Here is a 19,174-nt window from a genome sequence, read left to right as displayed (position 1 = left end):
CGGCTCCGGATCACCCGTACCGGCGCGGGGTCCAGGTCACCCGCGACCCGTCGAGCCGCTCGGTCACCTGGGTCTGCGAGGAGCCGATCAGCAGGATCGTCCGCATGTCCACCTCGGACGGCTCCAGTTCGGCCAGCGTGACGATCCGGACCGACTGCTCCGGCCCGCCCACGTCGCGCGCGACGACCACCGGCGTCTGCGGTGCGCGCAGCTCCAGCAGCAGTTCGCGAGCCTGAGCCACCTGCCAGTTCCGGCTGCGCGAGCCCGGGTTGTACAGGGCCAGGACGAGATCGGCCGCGGCGGCCGCGCGCAGCCGCTCCGCGATGACCTCCCAGGGCTTGAGCCGGTCGGAGAGGGAAATGGTGGCGTAGTCGTGGCCGAGCGGGGCTCCGGCCGCGGCGGCGGCCGCGTTGGCGGCCGTCACCCCGGGCAGCACCCGTACGGGCACGTCCTCGTACTCCGCCTGCCCCGCGACCTCCAGGACCGCGGTGGCCATGGCGAAGACCCCGGGGTCGCCGCCGGAGACCACGGCGACCCGCTTGCCGCGCCGGGCGAGGTCGAGCGCGAACTCGGCGCGCTCGGACTCGACCTTGTTGTCCGAGCCGTGCCGGATCTGGCCCGGCTTGACCGGGACCCGGTCCAGGTACGTCGTGTACCCGACCAGCACCTCCGCGTCGGCCAGCACCCGCCGCGTCTCGGCGGTCAGCCACAGCGGCCCGGCCGGGCCGGTGCCGACGACGGCGACCTCGCCGGGGCCGGACGGCACGCTGCCCGGGTTCCCGATCCGGCTGGGCACCACGGCGACGGCGAAGTAGGGGACGGAGCCGGGGTCGGTGTCCGCCAGGACGCCCGTCCGCTCCCCCTCCATCGTCGCGCGCTCCACGTAGCGCGCCTCGGCGAGCCGGCCGCTGTTCTCCATGGCCCGCCGGATGGCGGGGAAGGTGCGGCCGAGCTTCATCACGACCGCCGAGTCGGTGGCGGCGAGGCGGGCCGTGAGCTCCTCCTCGGAGAGGGTGCCGGGCAGGATCGTCAGCACCTCCTCGCCCTCCACGAGCGGGGTGCCGAGCCGGGCGGCCGCGGCGCTCACCGAGGTCACCCCGGGGATCACCTCGGTCTCGTACCGGCCGGAGAGCCGCTTGTGCATGTGCATGTACGAGCTGTAGAAGAGCGGGTCGCCCTCCGCGAGCACGGCGACGGTGCGGCCCGCGTCCAGGTGGACGGCGAGCCGGGCGGCGGAGGCCTCGTAGAACTCCTCCATCGCGCCCTGGTAGCCGCCGGGGTGGTCGGTGGTCTCGGTGGTGACCGGGTAGACCAGCGGCTCCTCGATGTGGTCCGCGCGCAGGTGCTTCGCGGCGATGGAGCGGGCGATCGAGCGGCCGTGGCGGGCGGAGTGGTACGCGACCACGTCGGCCTCCGCGATCACCTCGACGGCGCGCAGCGTCATCAGCGAGGGGTCGCCGGGCCCGAGCCCGACCCCGTAGAGCCGTCCGGTGCTCATTCGGCCACGCTCGCGATGGCGTTGACGGCGGCCGCGGCCATGGCGCTGCCGCCGCGGCGGCCACGGACGATCAAGTGGTCCAGTGCGGAGGGGTGTTCGGCGAGGGCGTCCTTGGACTCGGCGGCGCCGATGAATCCGACGGGGACCCCGATGACCGCGGCGGGGCGCGGGGCACCCTCCTCGATCATCTCCAGCAGCCGGAAGAGCGCGGTCGGCGCGTTCCCGACGGCGATCACCGAACCCTCCAACAGGCCCCGGTCCCGCCAGACTTCGAGGGCAGCGGCGCTGCGCGTCGTGCCCATCTTCGCGGCGAGCTCGGGCACGGCCGGGTCGGAGAGGGTGCAGATCACCTGGTTGTCGGCGGGCAGCCGCTTGCGGGTGACCCCGCTGGCGACCATCTGCACGTCGCACAGGATCGGCGCGCCGGCCTCCAGGGCGGCGCGCGCCCGCAGGACGACCTCGGGCGAGTAGCCCAGGTCCCGGGTCAGGTCGGTCATCCCGCAGGCGTGAATCATGCGCACCGCGACCTGGGCGACCGAGGCGGGCAGCCCGGAAAGGTCCGCCTCGGCGCGGATCGTGGCAAAGGACTGGCGGTAGATCTCGGCGCCGTCCTTCTCGTACTCGAACACGGTGTACTCGCTCATTTCTTCACTGCGTCTTCGGACACTCGGGGTTGGCGGCGCGCGTCGGCGACGGCCTGGGCAAGTTCGTGGGACGGCACCGGGCGGCCGTCGAGCAGGTACCCGTCGGGGGTGGCGACGAGGTCGACCCAGGCGGCGCCGCGCGGATGCCCGCAGCGGCGCTCGCACCCGGACCAGTGGACGGGCGCGCCGGCGGGCCCGGCCGGAGCCTCGCCGGCGTCCACCACGGCCCGCGCGTCGGCGCGTACGTCGGACAGCGCCTTGGCGCAACCCGGCCGCCCCGTACAGGCGGTGACGGACTCCCAGGGGCCGTCGGGGGCGACGGACAGGCCCGCGGCCACGAGCCGCGCGTAGCCGTCGAGCGGCCGCCGGGTGCTCGCACCGGGCAGGACGATGCTCCGCCACGGGGTGACCCGCAGCTCGCCGTCGCCTTCCCCGCCGGCCGCGACGCCCACCAGCACCCGCCACTGGTCGGCGGTGAGCCGGCCGAGCGGGGGCAGGACGCACAGCGGCGTCCGGTCACCGGTACCGGGGCCCCAGGGCCTGGGCGACGGCGCGTAGGGCCAGGCCACCTGGGGAAGAACGTCCGCCGCGATGCCGGCCGACCCGAGCCGCAGCGCGAACTCCCCTTCCTCCGGGGCGTGCGCGGCGGGCAGTTCGGACACCTGCCAGGCGCGGGTGCCGGCGGCGTCCGCGGAGTCGAGGAAGTACTCGGCCGCGAGCAGCGCCGCCCGCGGCGCGTCGGCGGCGTCCACCTCCACGGCGCCCCGGGCCGCGCCGAGCCGGACCAGCGCCCGGCCCCGCGGTCCGCCGAGCAGGGTGACATCGGGGTCGAGCGCGGCGACGTCGCCGCGCCCGTCGTCGATGGCGAACAGGAACCGTCCGGACAGGGCCGTCGCACGGGTGCTCGCGCACAGCAGCCGGTCCAACTCCCCGACCCAGGGGGTCACATGGGGCCGCCCGGAACTCCCGATCCCGGACAGCGGGGTCGCCACGATGTTCCGTACCCGCTCGTGGCCGGGCGCGGGCAGCAGCCCGGCCCCGTCCAGCAGCTCCGCCAGCCCCGTGCCGCATCCTCCGGCGAGCCCGCGCAGCTGCACGTTCCCGCGCGAGGTGAGCTCCAGGTGCCCGTCCCCGAAGCGGTCGGCGGCCAGCGCCAGCGCCGAGGCCTGCCGGCTGGTCAGCAGACCCCCCGGGATCCGGACCCGCGCCAGGTACCCGTCGTCGGCGGCGTGCAGGCGCAGCGCGCCGGGGCAGGCGTCGCCGCGATCCCGTATGACGGGTTCGTCCCGCGGGGTGGCGGAGGGGGGCGTGGGCATGGCGGCGAGCATACCCACGATTCCGCGCCCACCCCCTGTGTCGATCACCACCCCGAACCGCCCCCTCCCGACCACTCCCCGCCACTCCAAACGCTCCGAACGCTCCCGGCCACTCCCGCCGCTCCAAACGCTCCCGGCCACTCCCACCCCTCCGACCGCTCCCCGCCGCTCCGAACGCTCCCGCCGCCCCGAACGCTCCCGGCCGCTCCCACCCCTCCGACCGTTCTCGCCGCTCCCGCCGCTCCCGCCGCTCCCGCCGCTCCCGCCACACTCGATCCCTCCGCCCCTCGGCGCATCCATCCCCACCGGTCCGCCCGCCCACCGGCCCACCGGCCCACCGGCCCACCGGCGCCGGCCGAATCCAGCCCCGCCGGCGTTTGAGGCGCGGGGCCCGGGGCAGAGCCCCGGCAGCGGCGCCGCACCCGACCACACCCCCCTGCCATCGGGCCCGGGCCCCGCCCCCCGCACCGACCCACGACCCAGCGTCACCGCAGGTGACCCACCCCCCTAAGATGAGTCCCAGGCGGCCAACAGGCCCGCCATCGCCGAGGACGGCGACATGGGAGGAAGCCCGGTGCGAATCCGGCGCGGTCCCGCCACTGTGAATCCGCGCGGCCCAACCCGCACCGGATGAGTCAGGAACTCCCGCCGTCCTCACTGCCCGGGGCGCGGAAACCCCGAGGAAGGCCTGCCGCCGCATGATCCTGCTGCTGTCGACGTCCGACACCGATCTGCTCAGCGCCCGCGCGGCGAACGCGGGGGACGCTCCCGTCCCGTACCGGTTCGCCAACCCCTCCCGCCTTCCCCTCGACGACCTCCCCGGTCTCCTCGACGGCGTCTCCCTGGTCGTCGTACGCCTCCTCGGCGGCCTGCGCGCCTGGCAGGAAGGCCTCGACCTGCTCCTGGCCCCCGGCCAGAACCGCCCGGTGGTCGTGCTGACCGGCGAACAGGCCCCCGACGCCCAGCTGATGGAAGCCTCGACCGTCCCGATCGGCATCGCCGCCGAGGCGCACGGCTACCTCGCCCACGGCGGCCCGGCCAACCTGGACCAGCTGGCGCGCTTCCTCTCCGACACCGTGCTGCTGACCGGCCACGGCTTCGAGCCCCCGGCGGCCTCCGCCACGTGGGGCCCGCTGGAGCGCACCCCGCAGCGCACCGAAGGTCCCCGGATCGCGGTGCTCTACTACCGCGCGCACCAGATGAGCGGCAACACCGCCTTCGTGCACACCCTCTCCGAGGCCATCGAGGCCCACGGCGCCCAGGCGCTCCCCCTCTACGTTTCCTCCCTCCGCTCCCCGGAGCCGGAGCTGATCGCGCAGCTGGCGTCCGCCGACGCGATCGTCACCACGGTCCTGGCCGCCGGCGGCACCAAGCCGGCCACCGCCTCGGCCGGCGGTGACGACGAGTCCTGGGACGCCGGCGCCCTGGCCGCCCTCGGCGTACCGATCCTGCAGGCCCTGTGCCTGACCGGCTCCCGGGCCGCCTGGGAGGCGAACGACGAGGGCCTGTCCCCGCTCGACGCCGCCACCCAGGTCGCCGTCCCGGAGTTCGACGGCCGCCTGATCACCGTCCCGTTCTCCTTCAAGGAGCTGGACGAGGACGGGCTGCCCGCCTACGTCGCCGACCCCGAGCGGGCCGCCCGCGTGGCCGGCATCGCAGTGCGCCACGCGCGCCTGCGCCACATCGACCGCCGCGACAAGAAGATCGCCCTGGTCCTGTCCGCGTACCCCACCAAGCACTCCCGCATCGGCAACGCGGTCGGCCTGGACACCCCGGCCAGCGCCGTGGAACTGCTGCGCACCCTCATCGCGGGCGGGTACGACTTCGGCCCCGTCGAGGACGTCCCGGGCCTGGTCTCCGGCGACGGCGACGAGCTGATCCGCGCCCTGATCGCGGCCGGCGGCCACGACCAGGACTGGCTCACCGAGGAGCAGCTCGCCCGCAACCCGGTCCGGATCCCGGCGGCCGACTACAAGCGCTGGTTCGCCGAGCTCCCCGCCGAGCTGCGCGAAAGCGTCGAGCGGCATTGGGGCGAGGCCCCGGGCAACATGTTCGTGGACCGCTCCGCGAACCCCGAGGGCGACATCGTGCTGGCCGCGCTGCGCCGCGCCAACCTCCTCATCCTCATCCAGCCGCCGCGCGGCTTCGGCGAGAACCCGATCGCGATCTACCACGACCCGGACCTGCCGCCCTCGCACCACTACCTGGCCGCGTACCGCTGGATCCAGGCCCGCGCCGAGGACGGCGGCTTCGGCGCCGACGCGATGATCCACCTGGGCAAGCACGGCAACCTCGAATGGCTGCCGGGCAAGAACGCCGGCCTGTCGGCGGCCTGCGCCCCCGACGCCGCGCTCGGCGACCTGCCCCTGATCTATCCGTTCCTGGTCAACGACCCGGGCGAGGGCACCCAGGCCAAGCGCCGCGTGCACGCCACCCTGGTCGACCACCTGGTGCCGCCGATGGCGCGCGCGGAGTCGTACGGCGACATCGCGCGCCTGGAGCAGCACCTCGACGAGTACGCCCAGATCTCCGCGATGGACCCGGCGAAGCTGCCGGCCATCCGCGCCCAGATCTGGACCCTGATCCAGGCCGCGAAGCTGGACCACGACCTGGGTCTGGAGCAGCGTCCCGACGACGACGGCTTCGACGACTTCCTCCTGCACGTCGACGGCTGGCTGTGCGAGATCAAGGACGCCCAGATCCGCGACGGTCTGCACGTCCTGGGCGGCGCCCCGACGGGCGATGCCCGCGTCAACCTGGTCCTCGCCATCCTGCGCGCCCGCCAGATCTGGGGCGGTACGACGGCCCTGCCCGGTCTGCGCGAAGCGCTCGGCCTGGACGAGTCCGCGGCCACCCGCACCACCGCCGACGAGGCGGAGGAGACGGCCCGCGCGCTGGTCCAGGCGATGGAGGACGCGAACTGGGCGCCGGAGGCGGTGACTTCGGTCGCCGCCGGACACTCGGCGGACGTGGCGGCCGTACTGGACTTCGCGGCCCGCGAGGTCGTCCCGCGCCTGGCCGGCACCACCGACGAGATCGCCCACGTGGTCCGCGCCCTGGACGGCGGATTCGTCCCGGCGGGCCCTTCCGGCTCCCCGCTGCGCGGTCTGGTCAACGTGCTGCCGACCGGCCGCAACTTCTACTCGGTGGACCCGAAGGCCGTACCCTCGCGCCTCGCGTGGGAGACCGGCCAGGCGCTCGCCGATTCCCTCCTGACCCGCTACCGCACGGACAACGGCGAATGGCCCGCCTCCGTCGGTCTGTCCCTGTGGGGCACGAGCGCGATGCGCACCTCGGGCGACGACGTGGCCGAGGCCATGGCGCTGCTCGGTGTCCGCCCGGTCTGGGACGAGGCCTCGCGCCGCGTCACCGGCCTGGAGCCGATCCCGCTCGCGGAGCTCGGCCGGCCGCGGATCGACGTGACCCTGCGCATCTCCGGCTTCTTCCGCGACGCGTTCCCGCACGTCATCGGCCTGCTGGACGACGCGGTACGGCTGGCCGCCTCGCTGGAGGAGCCCGCGGAGGACAACTTCGTACGGGCCCACGCGCAGGCCGACCTGGCGGTGCACGGGGACGAGCGGCGGGCCACCACCCGCATCTTCGGCTCGCGCCCGGGCACGTACGGCGCGGGCATCCTGCAGCTGATCGACTCCCGCGACTGGCGCACCGACGCCGACCTCGCGGAGGTCTACACGGTGTGGGGCGGGTACGCGTACGGCCGGGGCCTGGAAGGGCGCGCGGCGCGCGAGGAGATGGAGACCGCCTACAAGCGGATCACGGTCGCGGCGAAGAACACCGACACCCGTGAGCACGACATCGCCGACTCCGACGACTACTTCCAGTACCACGGCGGCATGGTGGCCACCGTCCGCGCCCTGCGCGGCACGGCCCCCGAGGCGTACATCGGGGACTCGACCCGGCCCGAGACGGTCAAGACGCGCACGCTGGTCGAGGAGACCTCCCGCGTCTTCCGGGCCCGCGTCGTGAACCCGAAGTGGATCGAGGCGATGCGCCGCCACGGTTACAAGGGGGCCTTCGAGCTGGCCGCCACCGTCGACTACCTCTTCGGCTACGACGCCACGACCGGCGTGGTGGCCGACTGGATGTACGACAAGCTGACCGAGACGTACGTCCTGGACCCGGAGAACCGCGCCTTCCTGGAGGAGGCCAACCCCTGGGCTCTGCACGGGATCGCGGAGCGGCTGCTGGAGGCGGAGTCCCGCGGCATGTGGGAGAAGCCGGACCCGCAGGTCCTGGAGGCGCTGCGCCAGGTGTACCTGGACACGGAGGGCAACCTCGAAGGCGAAAGCGACTAACCGGACACCGACTGGACCAGACTGGCCGCATGTGCCACTACTGCGGCTGCCGTGAGATCCCCCTGATCAAGGAGTTCATCGCCGAGCACGAGGCGGTGGCGAACGCCGGGGGCGACGCGCTGCGCGCCCTGGACGCCGGGGACCTCGGCCGGGCCCGCGCCCTCGTGACGGAGATGACGGCCGTCCTGCTCGCCCACTGGAAGGGCGAGGAGGACGGCCTGTTCACCGTGATGGAGCAGGACCCGGAGTACGCCCCGCACATCGCGGCGCTGGTCGCGGAACACCGCGAACTGGCGGCGTTCCTCGCCGGCGCCGACCTGGCGGACCCGGCGGACGCCGCGGCCCTGCGCCGGGCGGTGGAGGAGCTCCACCACCACATCGCGAAAGAGGAGGACGGCCTCTTTCCCGCTTCCCTCACCGCCCTGACGGGCGACGACTGGGACCTGTCCATCAAGGCCTGGCGCGCGGCCCACCCCGACGGGGAGTTGAGGCCCGCCGGGTAGCCCGTGCGCCCCGCCGGTCCCGCTACTTCGTGGTCTGGTTCAGCGCCACCAACGCCTGGGCCCAGCCCGCGTACTTCAGCTGGCCGAAGTCGGCGACGGTCTTCACGCCGAAGGCCTCCAGCAGCAGCTCGCCGTCCTTGTCGGTGACGCCCTTGAGCGCGGCCACCGGCGCCGCGAGCACCTCCGCGAGCGGCTTGTCGGCCCACGCCTTGTCCAGCACCTTGTCGAGGTCGATCGCCATGAGTCTCTCTCCCGGAACTCGAAAGTATGAACTGATGGGACAAACCTAGAACAATCAGACAAGCATGTCGGGGTGCGACACCAGCGCCTTGGGCGCGCCGGGCATCCTCCCCGCCAAGGGGTGGGCGGCCACCCTCCCCCTTACCGATTCCACGTATAATCCGCCCCGTTCACCTTGTACTTCGCGTCGGATATCGGAATCGAAAAGGCTGTGACCACGAAATGAATTCACTGCGGGCGCTTCTCGACGGCGGGATTCCGCTGGTGGCCGTCAGCTTCGACGACAGCGAGACCGAGCCGCGCGCACACGCCGCGAAGAGCGCCGGCGTCGACGTGGCCGAACTGCGCGTCGACCGGTACGCGGTGACCGACACGGCGCACGTCCTGGCGCAGGTGGACGCGTTCAAGTCACTGCCCGTACTGGCCACCATCCGCTCGGCCCGCGAGGGCGGCGACTGGAAAGGCACGGAGGCGCGGCGACTCGAACTGTTCCGGGCGCTCGCCCCTCAGGTCCAGGCCGTGGACATCGAGCTCTCCTCCGGGGAAATCCTGTCCGAGGTGATCGAGGCCGCCCACCGGCACGACACCGTGGCGCTCGTCTCGTACCACAATTTCGAATTCACCCCGGCCACCGAGGAACTCCAGAGCGTCATCGACGACGCGAAGGGCGCCGGCGCCGATGTGGTCAAGGTGTCCACCATGGTGCGGTCCGAGGACGACGTCCGGCGGCTGGCCTCGCTCCTGCTGCGCGCCGGAGCCGAGGACACCCGGCTGATCGTCATCGCCATGGGCGAGGCCGGAGCGGTCTCGCGCGTCTTCTTCCCCGCCCTCGGATCGCGGATCACGTACTCCTTCTTCGGTGCCAGCTCCGCCCCGGGCCAGCTCGACTTCCCCGAGACCTTCGGCCTGCTGCGCAAGTTCTACCCGGCGTTCGACGAGCGGAAGTCCGCGGAGGTCTGAGCCCTGCGCCGACGAACGGGCGGGGGAGGCCAGGGAGGAACACGCCGCCTCACCCGTCCCCCTACCGGTCGCCAGCACCATCCGCCACAGAACGACACGCACGTCACCTGATGAAGTGAACTCCCCCTTATCTCACCGGCAACACGGGTAGTTCCCTGCTGATCTCGTGAGGAACCAACGAGACAGTCAGGTAACGGGATCCCCCTCCTGAAGGAGGGGGCTTTCGGCCCTACGGGCTGAGGGCCGCCGTTACCAGCACCAGCCAACACACGTGTGCGGAGGTGAACGAAGTTGGCTACGTATCGCGTAGGGCAGAAGACCCACCCACCTGTGCTTCCTCAGCAGGTGGCCCTGGAATTCGAGTCAGCAGACACCCCCCGGATCGGGGACGAAACGGGACTCGAACGCCGCAAGGCACCCGTCGCGGTACATGTGCGAGGGGAGATGCCCGACGCTCCACCTGGCGCCGGGCGCGTCACCCCCAACCATCAGGTTGGGGAGAAGGCCCGTGAGGGCCACCCTGCCGTCTTCGTCCTCGACAAGCACGGCACGCCGCTCCAACCCGCCAGCCCCGCGAGAGCCCGCAAGCTCCTCAAGCAGGGCCGGGCCGTCGTGGCCCGGCACACCCCGTTCGTGATCCGGCTCAAGGAGCGCATGGTCTCGGAATCGCAGGTGGACGGTGTGCAACTCGGGATCGACCCCGGCTCCAAGCACACCGGTATCGCGGTCTTCACCGCGAAGGACGGTGAACGCCGTGGCCTGTACGCGGTCGAACTCGCCCACCGGGGCAGCGTCATCCGGGACAAGCTGACCGCTCGTGCCGCCTACCGGCGCGGCAGGCGCACCCGCAACCTGCGCTACCGTGCACCCCGGTTCTCCAACCGCACCCGCCCCAAGGGGTGGCTGGCCCCGTCGCTGCGTCACCGCGTCGACACCACCATGTCGTGGACCACACGGCTGGCGCGCTGGGCACCCGTCCGCGCGGTACATGTGGAACGGGTCACGTTCGACACCCACGCCATGTCCCACGGCGGACCTCTGGAGGGGGCCGAGTACCAGCACGGCACCCTGCACGGTACGGAAGTCCGCGAATACCTTTTGGCCAAGTGGGGCAGGACCTGCGCCTACTGCGGCACCACAGGTGTCCCCCTCAACATCGACCACATCCACCCCCGCTCACGCGGCGGAAGCGACCGCATCTCCAACCTGTGCACCGCCTGCATCCCCTGCAACCAGAAGAAAGACAACACGCCGGTCGAAGAGTTCCTGGCCACATCCCCCAAGCGGTTGGCCCGCATCCTCGCCCAGGCCAAAACTCCATTGCGGGACGCGGCAGCCGTCAACGCCACCCGATGGGCCCTGTGGCGCGCCCTCGACACCGCATTCCCCACGGTTCACACCGCATCGGGGGGCCGCACCAAGTGGAACCGGCAGCGGACCGGCACTCCGAAGACCCACACGTTGGACGCCCTGTGCGTCGGACGCCTGGACACAATCACCCGGACCCCGGCCCGCGTCCTCGCCGTCGCCGCGACCGGGCGCGGCACCTACACCCGTACCCGTACCGACAAGTACGGCTTCCCCCGGCTACGTCTGCCCAGACAGAAGACGTTCTTCGGCTACCAGACCGGAGACCTCGCCCGCGCCGTCGTCCCCACCGGCAAGAAGACCGGCACCCACTCCGGACGAATCGCCGTCCGCGCCACCGGCAGCTTCAACATCAAAACCGCACACGGCCTCATCCAGGGCATCCGCCACAAACACTTCAGCCTCCTCCAACGAGCCGACGGCTACGCCTACACCACCCGACCCGAAGGACCCGCGGGCGCCGCGTGACCGCCTCCGGCACCGCGAAGCGACCTCTGGCGCTCCGCGCCTCGCCCCCAAGGATTCGTTTCCTCCCCCAGCTAAAGCAGCTGGTATCCACGCAAGAAGTCCGACGAAAGGCCCACCCTGCCGTGACGCAGCCGTTTCAACTGCCGGATTTCTATGTGCCTTATCCGGCGCGACTGAACCCCCACCTGGAGGACGCCAGGGTCCACACCAAGAAGTGGGCCCGCGGCTTCGGGATGCTGGAAGGTTCCGGCGTCTGGGAGGAGAGCGACCTCGACTCGCACGACTACGCCCTGCTGTGCTCGTACACCCACCCCGACTGCGGCAGCGAGGCGCTGTCCCTGGTCACCGACTGGTACGTGTGGGTGTTCTTCTTCGACGACCACTTCCTGGAGATGTTCAAGCGCTCCCAGGACCGTGCGGGAGCCAAGGCCTACCTCGACCGGCTCGGCGCCTTCATGCCGATGGACCTGGCGGACGGCTTCCCCGAGGCGACCAACCCCGTCGAGGCCGGACTCGCCGACCTGTGGGCCCGTACCGTCCCGGCCATGTCGATGGACTGGCGGGAACGCTTCTCCCTGTCCACCAAGAACCTGCTCGACGAGTCGATGTGGGAACTCGCCAACATCAACATCGGGCGGGTCTCCAACCCCCTCGAATACATCGAGATGCGCCGCAAGGTCGGCGGCGCACCCTGGTCGGCCGGGCTCATCGAGTACGTGTCCGCGGAGGTTCCGGCCCGCGTCGCGCACTCCCGCCCGCTCGGCGTGCTGCGCGATTCCTTCTCCGACGCCGTGCACATCAGGAACGACATCTTCTCCTACCAGCGCGAGGTCTCCGAGGAGGGCGAACTCTCCAACGCGATCCTGGTGCTGGAGACCTTCCTCGGCTGCACCACCCAGGAGGCCGCCGAAGCCTCCAACGACCTCCTCACCTCCCGGCTCCAGCAGTTCGAGCAGACCGCCCTCGCCGAACTCCCCCAGCTCTTCGCCGACCACGCCATGAACCCGGCGGAGATCGCCGCCGTCCTCGCCTACGCCAAGGGGCTCCAGGACTGGCAGTCCGGCGGCCACGAGTGGCACATGGTCTCCAGCCGCTACATGAACAAGGAAGCCCGGGCCACCGCCCCGCTCACCCTCCCGTTCATGCCCACGGGCCTCGGCACCACCGCCCTCGACCTGCGCTCCATCCTCGCCCCCCGCGCCCTGGAACTGCGCCGGCGCTCCTTCACCCACGTCCCCTTCGAGCGCACCGGCCCGTCCGTCGTCCCGGACGTCTACATGCCGTTCCCGCTCACCCTCAGCCCCCACCACGCCCGCGCCCGCGAGGAATCCGTCGCCTGGGCCAGGCAGATGGGCCTGATCGATCCGCAGCCCGGCGACCCCGGCTCGGCGATCTGGAACGAGGAGAAACTGCGCGGCTACGACTTCGCGCTCTGCTCGGCCGCCATCGACCCCGACGCGACCCCCGAGGCGCTGACCCTCAACGCCTGCTGGCTGACCTGGGGCACGTACGGGGACGACTACTACCCGGTGGTCTTCGCCCAGTCCAAGAACCTCTCCGCCGCCAAGGCCACCACCGCGCGGCTCGTCGCCATGATCCCGGTGGACCACGCCGAGCAGCCGGTGGCACTGACCGCGATGGAGCGGTCCCTCGGCGACCTGTGGGTGCGCACCAGCAAGGACATGACCCCCGAGATCCGGGGCGAGTTCCGGGCCACCCTCGTGAGCATGCTGCACAGCTGGCTGTGGGAGATGGAGAACCAGATCCAGAACCGCATCCCCGACCCGGTGGACTACGCGGAGATGCGCCGGCACACCTTCGGCTCGCACCTCACGATGTACCTGTGCCGGCTGGGCCAGGCGGGCCGGGGCATCCCCGACGACATCTACGCCTCGGGCACCATCCGTTCCCTGGAGAACGCGGCCGCCGACTCCGCGTGCCTGATGAACGACATCTTCTCGTACCAGAAGGAGGTGGAGGTCGAGGGCGAGGTGCACAACTACGTGCTCGTCACCCGCAACTTCTTCGACATCGGCTACGAGGAGGCGCTGCACATCTGTCACTCGCTGATGACCCAGCGCACCGAGGAGTTCGAGCACATCGTCGCGAACCAGCTGCCCCTGCTCTACGACGACTGGAAGCTCGGCGCCGAGGCCCGGGCCGGACTCGACGCGTACGTCGGTGAGTTGAAGGACTGGCTGGCGGGAATCCTGAACTGGCACGAGAAGACGGTCCGTTACCGCGAGGAGCACCTGCACCGCCTGGGTGACGGGATCTCCATCGGGGTGCTGAGCTCAGACTTCGGCATGTCGGCGGCCCGGATCTCCCTGCCCGCCCGCTGATCCGGGTCCGCGGCGTGGGGGCCGTCCTCCCCCCGCCGCGGATCCTTCAGAACTCGTCCGCCGTGTGCGGGAGCAGCGCGGTGCGCAGCCCCGCGTCCAGGGCCGCCGCCGCGCCGGGGGTGTGCTCCACCAGCAGGCCGGACGCGGCCAGTTCGACGGCCCGGGTCCCGCCGAGGTAGCAGGCCGCGAGTTCCCGTACGTCCAGGGTCAGGTCCGGGGCCCGGCCCGCGGCGGCGGGCTCGTACGCCGCCCCGTCCGGCCCGGCCTTCAGCAGGAACCGTCCCGCGTTCGCGGGCAGCCGTACGTCGGTCAGGTCCAGTACGAGTTCCACGGGCGCGGCCCAGGACCGGCCGGTCAGCGCGGCCGCCACGTCGACCAGCCGGAGCCAGAGCGCCGGGAACACGGCGGTGACCCGGACCTGGTCCCGGTCGGCGGCGAAGTGCAGCAGCGGGTCGTCGGCCGGCCGGCCCCACGCGGTGACCCGGCCGGTGAGGTCGAGGGAGGCCACGCACTCCCACAGGGCGGCGGCGGCCCGAGGGGTGTCGGCCTCCAGTTCGTCGACCCGGACCAGGCCCGGGGTCCGCACGCCCCCGGTGTTCTCCTCGGGCTTCGTTCGGTAGAGGACGTAGCCCGCGATCGGTTCGCCCGGCTCCCCCAGGACGATGATCCGGGGCGGGCTGAGCTCCTCGTCCTCCTCGTCCTGCTCGATGAGCCACTCCTCGGTCCAGCGCCGCTCGCTGCGGGTGGGCCGCCCGGCCCGGACCGCGCGGGCCGCCTCGTGGTACGGGCCCACGACGGCGACCGCCTCCTCGGGGGCGACCAGCCGCAGCGGCCTGCGGTCCGCCTCGATGCGCAGGGCCAGCGGCCGGGTGGAGTCGATCTCGATGGTGGCGCCCTGGGTGGCGCTGCCGTAGCCGAAGCGCCCGTAGATGGCCGCCTCGGAGGCCCACAGGGCGGCGACGGGACTGCCGGCCGCCCCCGCGCGGCGCAGCATGTCGCCCATCAGCGCGGTCAGCACGCCGCGCCGGCGGTGGGTGGGGGCGACGGAGACGAAGGTGAGCCCGGGACAGGGCAGGTCGGCCCCGGGCACCGAGAGCCGGAACGCGTGCGCGGCCATGAACCCGACCATCGCGTCGCCGTCGTAGGCCCCGATCCGCAGGCAGGGGCGGAGCAGCTCGTGGTGCCGCTCGCGCCCCTCCTTCTCGGGGCGGTCGTGGAAGACCAGGTACGCGAGCTCCAGGGCACGGTCGATGTCGGACTCGGGCACCTCGCGGATCTCCACCATGATCCGGAGACTAATCGGTCATGGTGGACCAGTCACTTCATAAGGGCTGATTCTCGATGAGGGCCGGCTCCCGCCCCACCCGGTGGCGGGTCAGCGCGCGGCGGGCCCCGTCCAGTCCGCCGGGACGCGCCCGAGCCGGATCCGCTGCGGGTGGTCGCCGACGGGTACGGAGACGCGCTTGGTGCCGGTGGCGAAGTCGATGGCGGTGACCTGGTCCGCGCCGCTCTCGGAGATCACGCAGCCGGAGCCGTCCCCGTCCACGGTGGCCCAGTAGGGCTTGACGGCGGGGACGAGGGGGCCCTGCTCCAGGGTGGCCCGGTCCACCACGGTCGCGTAGTCGTCCATGGTCCCCGCGACGCACAGCTTGGACCCGTCCGGGCTCATGGACATGCCGTGGTGCCGGGAGTCGTTGACCCAGGTGGTGCGGTCGGTGCTGGTGGCGGGGTTCACCGGGAGGGTCTTGATCCGGGTGATCCGGTCGGCGGCCACGTCGTACTCGACGAAGCCGTTGAAGAAGGACACCTGGAAGTACATCTTCGACTCGTCCGGGGTGAAGGACATGGGCCGCACCGCGTCCGACAGGTCGGAGCGCCCGAAGGCGTCGAGGCGGGCCCGCATGTCGATCGTCCGGACCGGACGGAGGGTCTGCGCGTCGGCGACCGTGATCCTGCGGTCGCCCTTCGTCCAGTCCAGCCAGGGCGCGTCGAGGGCGGAGGTCACGTCGCCGATGGAGCTGTTCCACAGGAAGCGGCCGTCCCGGGTGAAGGTGTTCTCGTGCGGTTTGTCGCCGGTGCTGAAGGAGCCGGCCTGCCGGCCGCTCGCGATGTCGAGGACGTGCACGGTGTTGGCGGTGGAGGCCGAGACCGCCACGCGGGTGCCGTCCGGGGAGACCGCCATGTGGTCGGCCCGGTAACCGGCCACGGGGAAGCGCCAGTTGACCCGGCCGGTGCGGACGTCGATGGAGACGACGTCGGCGAAGCTGGGGCGGGAGGCGACGACGGCGGAGCCGTCCGGGGTGGTGTACATATCGTCCACGAACTGGTCGTGGCCCTCGCCCGCGGTGGCCCGTACGCCCAGGAAGTAGGCGAGTTTCACCGGGTTGAGGTAGATCTCCCGGAGCCGCTCCTCCTTGTCCGGAATCATGTCGATCCGGCCCACCTTGGCCAGGTCCCCGGTGGAGGCGAGAACGTCGGCGGTGCCCTCCCAGTTGTTGCCCACGAACAGAACCTCGCGCGGGCCCGTACCGGCGGGTCCGGCGCCCGCCGCGGACCCCGCGCCCGCCGCGAATCCGGCCCCCGCCGCGGGCGCCGGACCCGCCCCGAGGGCGGCCAGCGCCAGCGCGGCCACGGCCGCCAGGGCGGGCAGGGAACGACGGTTGCTCGATCGGCTGGCAGACATCCGGTCAACTCCGTTACGGGGAGACGCTGTTACCGGCCGGTAAGATAGGCGGAACAACGGAAGGGCGCAACCCCCGCGGGGTCGCGCCCTTTGCACACCGTGCTAAAGCCCGTCACCTCTTCAAGCGACGGAACCGATCCTGCTGATCACCGTGTTCGCGACGTCCGGGTGGATCGGGATGTGCGCGCCGGTCAGGGCCGCGCCGGTGCCGCCGCGCCGGTTGGCGACGATCTCGGCGGCGATGGACAGCGCGGTCTCCTCCGGCGAGCGGGCCCCGAGGTCCAGGCCGATCGGGGAGCGCAGCCGGGCCAGCTCGAGGTCGGTCACGCCGACCTCCCGGAGCCGCTTGTTGCGGTCCTCGTGGGTGCGGCGGGAGCCCATGGCGCCGACGTAGGCGACGGGAAGTTTGAGGGCCAGTTCGAGGAGCGGGACATCGAACTTGGCATCGTGCGTGAGGACGCACAGGACCGTCCGGCCGTCGATCTCGCCGGCGGAGGACTGCTCCTCCAGGTAGCGGTGCGGCCAGTCGACCACGATCTCGTCCGCTTCGGGGAAACGCTTCTTCGTGGCGAACACGGGCCGGGCGTCGCACAGCGTCACCCGGTAGCCGAGGAACTTGCCGATCCGCACCAGGGCGGAGGCGAAGTCGATGGCCCCGAAGACGACCATCCGGGGCGGCGGGACGCTGGACTCGACCAGCACCTTGAGCGGCTCTCCGCAGAGCCGGCCGTCGGCGCCGATCTCCAGCACGCCGGTCTTGCCGGCGTCGAGCATGGCCCGGGCCTCTTCGGCGATGGCCCGGTCCAGCTCGGGGTGTCCACCGAACCCGCCCTCGTAGGAACCTTCGCCCCTGACGAGTACGGCGCGGCCCATGAGCTCGGCCGGGCCTTCGGCGATCCGCGCGACCGCCGCCGCCTCCCCGCGAGCGGCGGCGGCCAGCGAAGCCGCGAACACCTCCCGGGAGGGAGAGCCCACGGGGACCGGGGTCACCAGGATGTCGATGATTCCGCCGCAGGTCAGACCGACGGCGAAGGCATCGTCATCGCTGTAGCCGAAGCGCTCCTGGACGGTCTCGCCGTCCTCCAGCGCCTGCTGGCACAGCTCGTACACCGCACCCTCCACGCATCCACCGGAGACCGAACCGATGGCCGTGCCGTCACTGTCGACGGCGAGGGCCGCTCCGGGCTGCCGGGGTGCGCTCCCGCCGACCGCCACGACCGTGGCGACGGCGAAGTCACGTCCCTGCTCGACCCACCGGTTCAGTTCTTCGGCGATATCCAGCATGGGGGGCCTCCTCGGAGGGGTTCAGATTCCAGTATCGGATACGTGGAGGGCGCGGCTTTTGGTACGGATCAGATCCGCCCGGGTCAGCTGACCCCGAGCCAGCCCTCGATCGGGTGCAGCGCGAAGAAGACCAGGAAGATTCCGGTCAGCACCCACATGAAGGCACCGATCTCGCGCGTCTTGCCCTGCGCCAGCTTGATGACGACGTAGGAGATGACACCGGCGGCGACGCCGGCCGTGATCGAGTACGTGAACGGCATGATCACGATGGTGAGGAAGACCGGGATCGCGGTGGCGCTGTCGGCCCAGTCCACGTGGCGGGCGTTCTGCATCATCATCCCGCCGATGACCACGAGGGCCGCGGAGGCGACCTCACCCGGGACGATCTGCGTGATCGGGGTGAAGAAGAGGCAGGCGGCGAAGAACAGACCGGTGACGACGGAGGCGAGGCCTGTGCGGGCACCCTCACCGACGCCGGTGGCCGACTCGACGAACACGGTCTGGCCGGAGCCACCCGCGACGCCACCGATGGCGCCACCGGCACCGTCGATGAACAGCGCCTTGGACAGGCCCGGCATGCGGCCCTTGTCGTCGGCCAGCTTCGCCTCGGTGCCGACGCCGATGATGGTGGCCATCGCGTCGAAGAAGCCGGCGAGCACCAGGGTGAAGACGATCATGCCGACCGTCATGACACCGACGTCGCCCCAGCCGCCGAACTCGACGTCACCGAAGAGCGAGAAGTCCGGCATCGAGATGGCGGAGCCCGCGAGCTCCGGCGGGCCGCTCCTCCAGGCCTTCGCGTCGATGTCCGCGACGGCGTTGAGGATGGCGGCGAGTATGGTTCCGCCGGCGATGCCGATCAGGATCGCACCGGGAACCTTGCGGGCCTGCAGCGCGAAGATGACGAGCAGGGTCACGCAGAAGAGGAAGACGGGCCAGCCGGCCAACTCGCCGCCGTGACCGAGGGTGACGGGGGGACCGAATTCCGAGCCCTTGCCGACGAAGCCCGCGTTCACGAGGCCGATGAGGGCCACGAACAGGCCGATGCCCATGGTGATCGCGTGCTTGAGCGCGAGGGGGATCGCGTTCATGATCATCTCGCGGAGGCCGGTGACGACCAGGAGACAGATCACGACACCGTAGATCACACACATGCCCATGGCCTGCGGCCACGTCATGGCCGGTGCGACCTGCGAGGCGAGTACGCCCGACACGGAGAGACCGGCGGCGAGTGCCAGCGGCACCTTGCCGACGAAGCCCATGAGGAGCGTGGTGACGCACGCGGCGAAGGCCGTCGCGGTGATCAGCGCCGCCGGGGCCATCGAGTTGCCCGCGACATCCTTGCCCGAAAGGAGCAGGGGGTTCAGCAGGAGGATGTAGGCCATCGCCATGAAGGTCGTGATACCGCCACGAACCTCGTTGCCGACGTTGGATCCGCGCTTGCTGATGTGAAAGTACCGGTCGAGCCAAGACTGGCCGGCGGGGGTCGGAGAGCCGTCTCCGACCTCCTCCGCACTGGTCTTGGGCTCCACAGAGGACTGGGTCATGGTGC

13 protein-coding genes and 1 riboswitch are annotated in these 19,174 nt (G+C 71.7%); of the genes, 5 read left to right on the top strand and 8 right to left on the bottom strand.

Annotated elements, in window-relative coordinates; translation table 11 throughout:
• Positions 1-10 precede the first annotated feature (10 nt).
• The 3 genes from ACIQV3_RS19180 to cobG are packed head-to-tail and all read right to left on the bottom strand — an operon-like array spanning position 11 to position 3,458.
• Complete coding sequence (locus tag ACIQV3_RS19180) at positions 11-1,498, bottom strand: precorrin-2 C(20)-methyltransferase (protein ID WP_403713574.1); 1,488 nt, start codon at positions 1,496-1,498, stop codon at positions 11-13.
• On the bottom strand, positions 1,495-2,142 hold the full coding sequence (locus ACIQV3_RS19175) for a precorrin-8X methylmutase (protein ID WP_243338785.1): 648 nt from the start codon (positions 2,140-2,142) through the stop codon (positions 1,495-1,497). The genes ACIQV3_RS19180 and ACIQV3_RS19175 overlap by 4 nt, the downstream gene beginning before the upstream one ends.
• A complete protein-coding gene (gene cobG / locus ACIQV3_RS19170; RefSeq protein WP_403713573.1) occupies positions 2,139-3,458 on the bottom strand; it encodes a precorrin-3B synthase in 1,320 nt (439 codons plus the stop codon). Before cobG ends, ACIQV3_RS19175 begins: the two co-directional genes overlap by 4 nt.
• Positions 3,459-4,021: 563 nt before the next feature.
• Positions 4,022-4,103, top strand: a riboswitch (cobalamin riboswitch).
• Positions 4,104-4,156: 53 nt separating this feature from the next.
• On the opposite strand from cobG, the gene cobN reads away from it, so the two are divergent.
• The gene (gene cobN, locus ACIQV3_RS19165) at positions 4,157-7,774 is read left to right on the top strand and encodes a cobaltochelatase subunit CobN (RefSeq protein ID WP_403713572.1); all 3,618 of its coding nucleotides are present in this window, start codon (positions 4,157-4,159) and stop codon (positions 7,772-7,774) included.
• A 29-nt stretch (positions 7,775-7,803) separates the two neighbouring features.
• Positions 7,804-8,277 carry a hemerythrin domain-containing protein gene (locus ACIQV3_RS19160; RefSeq protein WP_403713571.1) on the top strand — a complete coding sequence of 158 codons (474 nt, stop codon included), beginning with the start codon at positions 7,804-7,806 and terminating at the stop codon, positions 8,275-8,277.
• Between the two features lie 22 nt (positions 8,278-8,299).
• Here the strand turns inward: ACIQV3_RS19160 and ACIQV3_RS19155 are convergent, their stop codons facing one another.
• A complete protein-coding gene (locus ACIQV3_RS19155; RefSeq protein WP_403713570.1) occupies positions 8,300-8,518 on the bottom strand; it encodes a hypothetical protein in 219 nt (72 codons plus the stop codon).
• A 221-nt stretch (positions 8,519-8,739) separates the two neighbouring features.
• Here ACIQV3_RS19155 and aroD point away from each other — a divergent pair, with 221 nt between their 5' ends.
• From aroD to ACIQV3_RS19140, 3 genes are all read left to right on the top strand, one after another.
• A complete protein-coding gene (gene aroD, locus ACIQV3_RS19150) occupies positions 8,740-9,477 on the top strand; it encodes a type I 3-dehydroquinate dehydratase (RefSeq protein ID WP_403713569.1) in 738 nt (245 codons plus the stop codon).
• 444 nt (positions 9,478-9,921) lie between these two features.
• The gene (gene iscB, locus ACIQV3_RS19145; RefSeq protein WP_403713568.1) at positions 9,922-11,313 is read left to right on the top strand and encodes an RNA-guided endonuclease IscB; all 1,392 of its coding nucleotides are present in this window, start codon (positions 9,922-9,924) and stop codon (positions 11,311-11,313) included.
• Positions 11,314-11,435: 122 nt separating this feature from the next.
• A complete protein-coding gene (locus ACIQV3_RS19140; RefSeq protein WP_403713567.1) occupies positions 11,436-13,655 on the top strand; it encodes a germacradienol/geosmin synthase in 2,220 nt (739 codons plus the stop codon).
• Positions 13,656-13,701: 46 nt separating this feature from the next.
• Here ACIQV3_RS19140 and ACIQV3_RS19135 read toward each other — a convergent pair whose 3' ends face one another.
• The 4 genes from ACIQV3_RS19135 to ACIQV3_RS19120 form a co-directional block, all read right to left on the bottom strand.
• Entirely contained in the window at positions 13,702-14,940 is a 1,239-nt protein-coding gene (locus ACIQV3_RS19135; RefSeq protein WP_403713566.1) for a GNAT family N-acetyltransferase, read from the bottom strand.
• A 90-nt stretch (positions 14,941-15,030) separates the two neighbouring features.
• The gene (locus ACIQV3_RS19130) at positions 15,031-16,338 is read right to left on the bottom strand and encodes a YncE family protein (protein WP_403713565.1); all 1,308 of its coding nucleotides are present in this window, start codon (positions 16,336-16,338) and stop codon (positions 15,031-15,033) included.
• A gap of 120 nt (positions 16,339-16,458) precedes the next feature.
• Complete coding sequence (locus tag ACIQV3_RS19125; RefSeq protein ID WP_403713564.1) at positions 16,459-17,622, bottom strand: XdhC family protein; 1,164 nt, start codon at positions 17,620-17,622, stop codon at positions 16,459-16,461.
• 83 nt (positions 17,623-17,705) lie between these two features.
• Positions 17,706-19,169 (bottom strand): NCS2 family permease, encoded by a 1,464-nt coding sequence (locus tag ACIQV3_RS19120; RefSeq protein ID WP_403713563.1) that lies wholly within the window; start codon positions 19,167-19,169, stop codon positions 17,706-17,708.
• Positions 19,170-19,174: the final 5 nt, after the last annotated feature.

Origin of the sequence: Streptomyces sp. NPDC099050, from assembly GCF_044759865.1 — a bacterium.
GTDB lineage: Bacteria > Actinomycetota > Actinomycetes > Streptomycetales > Streptomycetaceae > Streptomyces.
This window is presented reverse-complemented; position numbering and strand designations above follow the sequence as displayed.